Annotated in this window: 8 protein-coding genes; 2 read left to right on the plus strand and 6 right to left on the minus strand. The window is 48.8% G+C overall.

Annotated elements, in window-relative coordinates:
* The 5 genes from SK39_RS25090 to SK39_RS25110 all read right to left on the minus strand — a co-directional run.
* The coding region (locus tag SK39_RS25090) for a recombinase family protein (RefSeq protein WP_048217601.1) at positions 1-588 on the minus strand (588 nt) is incomplete at its 3' end.
* A 692-nt stretch (positions 589-1,280) separates the two neighbouring features.
* Positions 1,281-1,847, minus strand: a complete 567-nt coding sequence (locus SK39_RS25095; protein WP_048217602.1) for a hypothetical protein — start codon at positions 1,845-1,847, stop codon at positions 1,281-1,283.
* A 669-nt stretch (positions 1,848-2,516) separates the two neighbouring features.
* Positions 2,517-2,876 carry a hypothetical protein gene (locus tag SK39_RS25100; RefSeq protein ID WP_156182985.1) on the minus strand — a complete coding sequence of 120 codons (360 nt, stop codon included), beginning with the start codon at positions 2,874-2,876 and terminating at the stop codon, positions 2,517-2,519.
* Positions 2,877-2,926: 50 nt separating this feature from the next.
* Positions 2,927-3,283, minus strand: a complete 357-nt coding sequence (locus tag SK39_RS25170) for a Rap1a/Tai family immunity protein (RefSeq protein ID WP_053069606.1) — start codon at positions 3,281-3,283, stop codon at positions 2,927-2,929.
* 47 nt (positions 3,284-3,330) lie between these two features.
* Positions 3,331-3,780: a helix-turn-helix domain-containing protein gene (locus SK39_RS25110; RefSeq protein ID WP_048217604.1), complete on the minus strand. Its 450-nt coding sequence runs from the start codon at positions 3,778-3,780 to the stop codon at positions 3,331-3,333.
* 607 nt (positions 3,781-4,387) lie between these two features.
* Between SK39_RS25110 and SK39_RS25120 the strand changes: the two genes are divergently transcribed.
* Positions 4,388-4,894, plus strand: coding sequence for a hypothetical protein (locus SK39_RS25120; protein ID WP_048217606.1), 507 nt, complete (start codon positions 4,388-4,390; stop codon positions 4,892-4,894).
* 280 nt (positions 4,895-5,174) lie between these two features.
* Complete coding sequence (locus SK39_RS25125) at positions 5,175-5,837, plus strand: YagK/YfjJ domain-containing protein (protein WP_048217607.1); 663 nt, start codon at positions 5,175-5,177, stop codon at positions 5,835-5,837.
* A 236-nt stretch (positions 5,838-6,073) separates the two neighbouring features.
* Here SK39_RS25125 and SK39_RS25130 read toward each other — a convergent pair.
* On the minus strand, positions 6,074-6,213 hold a 140-nt coding region (locus tag SK39_RS25130), incomplete at its 5' end, for a helix-turn-helix domain-containing protein (protein WP_048217608.1).

A 6,213-nucleotide genomic window follows, 5' to 3' on the forward strand; every position in this document is an offset into this window, starting at 1 on the left:
AACCGTCGCACGGGAACAGTTCACCGTTCCCATGATATCGGTGTATGACATGCCAGCATTCAGGAGTCTGGCGATCTTCTCGTTTCGCTGGGCGTCTTCTGGGCGACCTTTGTATTTGCCAGCCTCCTTCGCCTTGCTGATTCCTTGCTCCTGACGACGTTTACGGTCGGTGTAGTCCTTACGTGCAATGGCGGCGAGCATATCCAGCATCATCCCGTTCAATGCTTCCAGCATTCGATTAGTAAACTCATCGCCGGACTGGATTAACTGGTGGCTGGTCGGTAAGTCTAACGCTACAACCCTGATCCCCTTGTTGCTTATAGTCTGCCGCAATACCTGCCAGTCGTCTGCCTTTAAGCGGCTCAGGCGGTCTACCTGCTCTACCAGCAATACATCATCCTTCTGTGCAATATCCAGCAATCGGAACAACTCAGGACGCTGCAAAGACGCTCCCGACTCGTTCTCTGTGAAATAGGTGGCGATGGTCATACCCTTAGAATGAGCGAACTCATCAAGTTGCTCTCTGGCGCGTGATGCGTCCTGCTCTTTAGTCGAGGCTCGGAGGTAGGCATAAACACGTGATGTCATGGAGGTGTCCCTTGTTAGTCTGTTTTTAGTGGTTCAATAATAACAGTCTATTAAGAGTGGTTCAATAAATGTTTTTCCCGGCCTGACTGGTTCAATAAACCAGTGCCTCTTTAGGTATACCTAAACCAGACCATATGACAGCCAGCATATCGTTCACCCCACCGGCAGATATTTGAAAAAGATCGGTGACAAGTTCCGATGGTGGCGAGCATCCGTCAGACACCGCAGCTCATGCGCCAGCAGGATATTTGCAACCAGCCGGTTACAGCATCATGGGAGTATCAACGATCCCGGCCGAGAGGGGCGGGTGCACTCGTCCGGCTATATGCAGCCCAAAATAAGCAGTTAGGGTATAGGGTATCTATAGTCGGCTATTTCCAGAAAATCAGGAGCTGCAAGGGATAGAGAGGAGATCGAGGAAATTTAGTATATAGGTAAGCATCTGAATAGTGGTTGACACTATGAGCAATGCGTATAGAATTATTTTAAGGATGGTTACAGGGATTTCGGTAACGAAATCGCATCCCACTTCCTGGAAACAGGTTCGTCCATGACGGTAAAGTGTCCTGCCCCGCCTTATGGCGGCTGAGACCCCCGAAAGGGGGTCGCCACTTTCTAAGCCTGAAAAAACCACCCAGCTTCAACTTTTCCTGTTAGTCAAAGCCAGTTCATCTCAATATACCTGACGCATATCATTTGATGCGGTTGTTTGCTTCCTTTGGTATCCAAGCATGTTTTTTCTGTCTACTTGCCGTATCAGTCGCGACCTTAAACAAACTGACAGCCTTATTTGGGATAGGCTCACCGGGAAACCCTGGGCCGTAACGAACGAAAAAGGCAGAAAGAATGTGCATCCGTAGTAAGCGCTTCTCTTTGTAGAAAGCAATGCAAATTTTGTACGGCTCAAGCTGTCCTGTAGCGCTATTCATCATATCCAACGTGAAGTACTTTTCCGCAGCGGTATGGAATAAACGCATATCAGGCAAGCTAAGCAGAATCTGACGGATCTGCTTAGATGCTTCATACCGCTCCATACAGACGGTCTTTTGCTCACGTCCATCCTGATAAGAAACCGGGATAACATAAGGCGTATTTTCTTTGGCAAAACAATGCAAACCGTAAGTAACCACGAAGGTAAAATCCTGCTTATCACCTTTATAAGTGATTTCGTGTGCATCGAGATGTGAAAGAGAATAAGTCGAACCGTTATGTTCAAACGAAGGCCAGTTCTGGATAGAGTCAATCTGGTATTTAGCCACTGCATAGATCCATGTAGGTCACATCCGCCTATTCTACCAGAGAATAAACAACCAGTTGGGAGCAAAGGACATGCGCGCCACAGGCTTTACAGAAGGCTTCGCCCCTCCTGACGAGCATCACAATTCAGACGCTCAAATCAAGAGTGGCGAAACCCGACACAGCTTAAAGATCCCCACCGTTTCCGATAAGTCGCTCCCTCGTGCGCTCCTGTGTTCCCACCTTGACGTTTGCAGCCAGCCTTTCCGCTCTTTCTACTTTGGGGGCGCTAACTCTCAGCTTCCCTGTGCTGGCACTGCTCGTTTTAGGTGGTTCGCTCCAAGCTGGATGATATGCACGAACTCCCCGTTTCATCCGACCGTTGCGCCTGCTGGGTAACTATTCTCACGATTCCAACCCCAGCGGACACGGCAAAGTGCCGTCAATGGCAACAGCCAATACGGTAAACAGAAGTGTGCGAGGTTGTATCGAGAGAATCTCAGTTAAAAGATTCTTGATGTGATTACCTGACTACGGCTACACTGGAAGGACGAATTTGGTGACACGTCTCGCACAAGACTGTTACCTCGGTTCAGAAACTTGCCGGTTTACTGAACCTTCGAAAAACCACCTTGCCGGGTGGTTTTTTCGTTTAAAGGATTCTGCCCCGTAATACTAAGGACGTCAATCTGTCAGTAGCTTTCTTGTTTAACAAAGACTTCTTCACTACCACTCCCTTCTATGTTTGGGCTGGTGACAATAAAGAATGACTTTTTACTTTTTTTAAAAAATTTGAGTGACATCGAGATATCTTTAGGACACAAAAAAATAATGGCAGAGTACGGCTCTCCCACATTATCGAGCCCCTCCATATGCTTATTAAACGCACACTTTAAATGTGTTTTATCACCGCTTGGGGTGTAAACGCCATCGTTCCCAGAAAAGACAAATTTAAAACTATTATCTTTTGGGGTGGCGGTAAAAACGTCCTGTGCTGCCATAGCGCTGCTGCAAAAAAGAAAGAAAAATAAAGCTCCAAGCCGAGTTCTCATTTTTTCACCGTTAAAACATAAAGCCCAAAGGAATCCAGTCTCGCAGAGCATTACTTCTTACATGGAAACGCGCTACGCAATGCAGCGTTCATGATTAACGAAGCGCCATCAGCGCGACGCTCAGGGTGATTTTCCAGGTACAATTTGACTACATCGAGCATTTGTCCGCTTGTTGCATTTTCTGGAGGGCAGATCATGCCAGACACATACATAATATCGACAGCCCCTGTGACATATCCCATGTAAAGACCGCTCTTAAATGATTCGTCATCACCGCTACGGCTGTTAAGCATGCGATCACTGGATTTTGACCAATCATACAAATCATTTCCATTTGTAGATTTAGCATTAACAGCAAATGAAAAGGCAAACATCCCAACGAAAAAAAGGAAGCGTTTCATGTTCATAGATACCGTAAAATGGGCTTCAAGCCCCCTAAAGAGAAACGTTAATCCTAACCATTAAACAACTTCCGCCAAAATCCCTTCTGACGTTCGACTCCCAACTCTTTCTTAACATTCTCCAGCTCTTTTACCGCTTCGTCACGTTCATTTTGCAACCCGGTCACCTGTTCCCGCAGGCTGTCGGCCTCCTGTTTATCCTCAAGCAATAATTGCTGTTTCTCGATCAACTTCCGTAGCTCGACCAACTCCCGCTGCATAGCCAAAATTGCATCGTCATTATGTTTAGTTTGTGACCGTGTAACGGTGTTTACTTTTTCCTCAGGAAGGGATACGGATCCGTAATGCCTGATTAGCTCGGATACATCGACGTATCGTTTACCATTCTGGCGGGTAACACTCACCAAACCCTTATCAATATGGGAGTAAAGCGTTTTTCGCGTGATACCTACCGCCTCAGCAGCCTGTGTAAGATTGAGTAGGCTCTGACTCTGTTTACTCACTGTATACCTGCCGATTTATCAATGTGTTTATTATGCATAGTATACACAAAAAAAAGTCATAAATATAAATGATAGGCATTCTCATTTAGAGCTTTTCATGGTAAAATGACCGAACACCAAGAAAACACACAAAATAGGAGACCTATTGACCTCAACGCCCATGCTGCCAACATTTGCAGCCCCGACCGATACGGAACGCACCAGCCTCGCCGCGATCCTGAATGATACCGGCCTCCGTGCCACAGTCCCCCGGATTAACGTCCTGCATTACCTGAATACAACCGATATTCCCGTAACCGCCGAGATAATTTCTCGCTGCGTTGATCTGCCGTTATCGACTGCGTACAGAACGCTCATGGCGCTGGAAGTGACCCATCTCGCAGGGGTCACTTTCGGACGCGGGGACGTCACCCGATGGTTCCGGTATACACCGGATACTCCCCAACATTGCGTCGCGTGCGGGCAGAGTTTTTACGGCGAATACGCCTGACCACCTGATACCCAAAAACTGACGAGATGATCGCACTAAGCGATCACACCAAATGACGCTCGCCAGAGAGCGCCTGCGGCCCGCTACGGCCTTTTCTCACCGATTACGGAGATAACCATGACTACAAAAAGACAGGCTCAGAGAGCCGCAGATAGCGATTTAAAGGCATTCCTGAGCGAAGCGTCTGACCGGTTCAGCCCCGACGCCGCCGTATTAGCCGCGCGGATTAATACAGCCATACAACGGTACACAGCCACCAGCACCACACAGCGTTTCAACGCCCCGGCACCACTGGTAATGCAACAGGTACAGGAACGGATTCTGGAGGGCTGGCGATATGACATCAGCACCCCTCAATCGATCTATCTCGCCGGTACCGGGAATATGAGTATCACGCTTCGTAAACCGGCGATGCTGGTGGAACAGGAGATCATTGACCTCAAACGCCAGGTCGAAGATAGCTACCACAACGAACTCGCTAACGCGATGGAACGTGAGGTAGATAAGCTGGTTCAGGACGCCGCCAACGAAGCCCAGCGACGCTCAGAAGAGGCTGTAGCAGTGGAGCATGATGCTATGCGCCAGCGTCTCCGCGATATGCTGTTAACCGGGGCGACAGCATGACAGTGACCAAGGAAAAAAGCGGGCCACCAGCGCCCGCATATATCGACCCAGAAGCTCTGGAACGTGCAGTCGCCACAGCTCGTAAAATCAGGGAAGCCAACCCGGAGAGGTACAAATCCGTACCCACCTCGCCGAAACTTTGCTGAGTAAAAAAGCTGGCAATAAATGCACCTCCACGTCAGTAGTGGCGCGGCATAGGGAGATTCTACTCATTCGATAAACGTACTGGTTTTTACTAATACCTGTAACCTGTACATACCAACCATCAACTGGAGGAACATTGACTCATGCAGTAACCAGCCACTACGACAATGGCAGATATCACCTTATCAACTCAGCTAACTACGCCTTCGGCGACAACACGTATAGCCTGAACTTCAAACCTGACAGCAAACGACACGCACCGATCCGTCAGGAAATAATGGACAGCTTCATCACCCAGCTCTGCGCGATGCAGTCCCATTACAGCAAAATCTTCGCCTTCCGGTTCGATCTGTCAGTTCCAGCAGGAATGCCTGTAGCTGAAAGCAATAAGTTAATCAGCGAACTGTTCACCCGGTTACGCGGTAAGTTCACAGCGAAGCGCTGGAATGGACAGCCGATTAAGAAATTTGCATATGGCTGGGTAAGAGAGAAAGAGAAGGCCAAGCAGGTTCACTACCATTGCTGGATTGCCTTGCCTCATTTTCAGGTAAGAGTTGCCGGATTCGGCAATGAGGGCACATTCGGACTGATCAACACTCTTTGGAGTGAGCTAACAGCACAGGTTGGTCGCGCCCGACCGTGTGATGGCACATACACCATCAATAGGGATGATCACTCATCGCTGGTGGCGCTGGTAGAACGAGTCTCCTACCTGGCTAAAGCTCGTGGAAAATACTCCACTGGGGATGGGCAACGTATGTTTTCAGCCTCAAAGCTGAGAATACAGGCCAATGCTTAACCGGGTTCATTCGCCACCGAGTCAGCTTCACGCACACGAAAAATATTTAGGGGTCATTTCCCATGACAAATTTGTCGCCAGCAGGCACAGCAACGCCCACAGCGATCTACACGACGCCGGTTTTCCCAGATTAAATGCGTGAATAACCCCTTTTAAAACAAAAAATCCCCGCACATGGCGAGGATCTCAATACACCCGACCGTCTCAGGTCGGCACTTTGGATTGTGGAAGGCGGGTTAGCCCGTGATGCCGGTCTCTTTCAGACTCTTGCTCACCTTGGCAACCGTCGCACGGGAACAGTTCACCGTTCCCATGATATCGGTGTATGACATGCCAGCATTCAGGAGTCTGGCGATCTTCTCGTTTCGCTGGGCGT

Source organism: Citrobacter sp. BIDMC107, from assembly GCF_001037575.1.
Lineage (GTDB): Bacteria > Pseudomonadota > Gammaproteobacteria > Enterobacterales > Enterobacteriaceae > Citrobacter > Citrobacter freundii.

Coding starts and splice junctions, on each gene's coding strand:
- SK39_RS25100 (WP_156182985.1), bottom strand. CDS start 2,876: ATGAGAACTCGGCTTGGAGCTTTATTTTTCTTTCTTTTTTGCAGCAGC.
- SK39_RS25170 (WP_053069606.1), bottom strand. CDS start 3,283: ATGAACATGAAACGCTTCCTTTTTTTCGTTGGGATGTTTGCCTTTTCA.
- SK39_RS25120 (WP_048217606.1), top strand. CDS start 4,388: ATGACTACAAAAAGACAGGCTCAGAGAGCCGCAGATAGCGATTTAAAG.